This window comes from Staphylococcus sp. HMSC067F07, from assembly GCF_001837405.1.
In the GTDB taxonomy this organism is placed as follows: Bacteria; Bacillota; Bacilli; order Staphylococcales; family Staphylococcaceae; genus Staphylococcus; species Staphylococcus capitis.
On sequence record NZ_KV832210.1, the window covers coordinates 1 to 2,062 of the forward strand.

The 2,062-nt window shown below is 30.8% G+C and carries 3 protein-coding genes; all 3 read right to left on the reverse strand.

The genetic code is table 11. The features are described 5' to 3' along the window. A partial coding sequence (locus tag HMPREF2706_RS00770) for a DegV family protein (protein ID WP_078367374.1) occupies positions 1-256 on the reverse strand: 256 nt, incomplete at its 3' end. 30 nt (positions 257-286) lie between these two features. After that, positions 287-763: a dihydrofolate reductase gene (locus tag HMPREF2706_RS00775; protein ID WP_064137601.1), complete on the reverse strand. Its 477-nt coding sequence runs from the start codon at positions 761-763 to the stop codon at positions 287-289. 53 nt (positions 764-816) lie between these two features. Continuing rightward, the gene (locus tag HMPREF2706_RS00780; RefSeq protein ID WP_064137603.1) at positions 817-1,773 is read right to left on the reverse strand and encodes a thymidylate synthase; all 957 of its coding nucleotides are present in this window, start codon (positions 1,771-1,773) and stop codon (positions 817-819) included. Between the last annotated feature and the right edge of the window lie 289 nt (positions 1,774-2,062).

A 2,062-nucleotide genomic window follows, 5' to 3' on the forward strand; every position in this document is an offset into this window, starting at 1 on the left:
ACAAACACGTGAAAATGGTTCTAAAATCGAACCTTTCATATACTTCAATGAACTTGCCGATGGGCGGTTGACTTGTTTTAACATCTGCATCTTCTTCTATTCTTTGAATATAATCTTTAGATGAAATATCAATTTGGTCTACATATGATTGTCCGTCGATAGTTAAACTCAAAGGGACAACATGTATATTGTGTTGTGTTAAATAGTCTTGTGATAAATCTGATGTAGAATCAGTCACAATTATTTGTTTAGTCATAACTGCCTCCGCTTAATAATTTATTTTTATTTATTTTCTTACAAGATGTAAAAAGGTGTGTGGAATTTTATTTTTTTCATCTAATTGACCTTCTTCTGATGAAGCAATTTCCCACTCTTCAAATGTATAAGGTGGGAAGAATGTGTCACCTTGATGTTTATCTTCAATAACAGTGATATACATATCATCCACCTTATCCATCATTTCTTCATAGAGTGTTTGTCCCCCAAATATAAAAATATGACCTTCTAACTCATAAATTTCATCAATTGAATGAATGACATCCACACCTTCTACGTTAAAAGAAGTATCGTGAGTTAAAACGACATTTCTTCTGTTAGGTAGTGGTTTACCAATTGATTCAAAAGTTCTTCTTCCCATCACTAAAGTATTACCGGTAGAAAGTTTTTTTACATTTTTTAAATCGTTTGGTAAGTGCCAAGGTACTGCGTTATTGTAACCAATCACTCGTTGTTGGTCATGTGCTACTAGAATTGATAAAGTCATGATCTTACCTCCAGGTTTTATATTTGAGTATATTTATATAATTAGTAAATTTATCATACTGCTATTGGAGCTTTAATTGATGGATGAGATTCATAATTTACTATTTCTAAATCTTCATAATTAATATCAAAAATAGATGCATCCGAATTAATCTTTAAAGTCGGTGGAGTAAAACCATCTCTAGATAGCTGTGTTTGAATAGCGTCAATATGATTTGAGTAAATATGAGCGTCGCCAAATGTGTGAATAAACTCTCCAACTTCAAGATTGCATTCTTTAGCGATAAGATGAGTTAGAAGTGCATAACTAGCAATATTGAATGGAACGCCTAGAAAAATATCAGCACTACGTTGATAGAGTTGGCAACTTAACTTACCCTCTTGAACATAAAATTGAAACATTGTGTGGCAAGGAGGTAAAGCCATAGTATCAATTTCGGTAGGGTTCCATGCCGATACAATATGTCGACGAGAATTAGGGTTTTCTTTGATTTGTTGAATCACCGTTTTAAGTTGATCAAAGTGATTACCTTCTTTATCTACCCAATCACGCCATTGCTTACCATAAACATTTCCTAAATCACCATATTTTTTCGCAAATTCATCATCATTAAGAATTTGTTGTTTAAACTTTTTCATTTCTTCTTTATAAAGCTCATTAAATGCTTCATCTTGGAGTGCTCTATGTCCAAAATTACTCATATCTGGACCTTTATAATCACTTGATTGAATATACTTTTCAAAAGCCCATTCATTCCAAATATTATTATTGTATTTAAGTAAGTACTGAATATTCGTATCACCTTTTATAAACCACAATAATTCAGTAGCGATTAGTTTAAACGATACTTTTTTAGTAGTTAACAAAGGAAAGCCTTTAGACAAATCGAATCTTAACTGATGACCGAATTTTGATATCGTACCTGTATGTGTTCTATCATCACGTTGTCTGCCAAGCTCTAAAATCTCTTCGCATAAACTATGATACGCTGAATCAAATGGATTTAGCATATTTTCATCTCCTAGAATTATTTATATTAATGTTTATTATACTAGAAAACTGATACTTATAAAATTAAATGTATGATACCCATCAATCTTATCATACACAATATTTTGAAAAAATAATAAATTAGTACTTTTCGTAAATAATTATAAATTCAACCGCTTTTTTTTGAGTTCAACGAGCGATAGCTCGTAACAGGTTTAGTTGAACGATTGTTATAAGTGTGATATTACAATTTATTTGTCATATTACTTGATATAGATGAACAAATGTAGTATACTTATATTGTTCAAT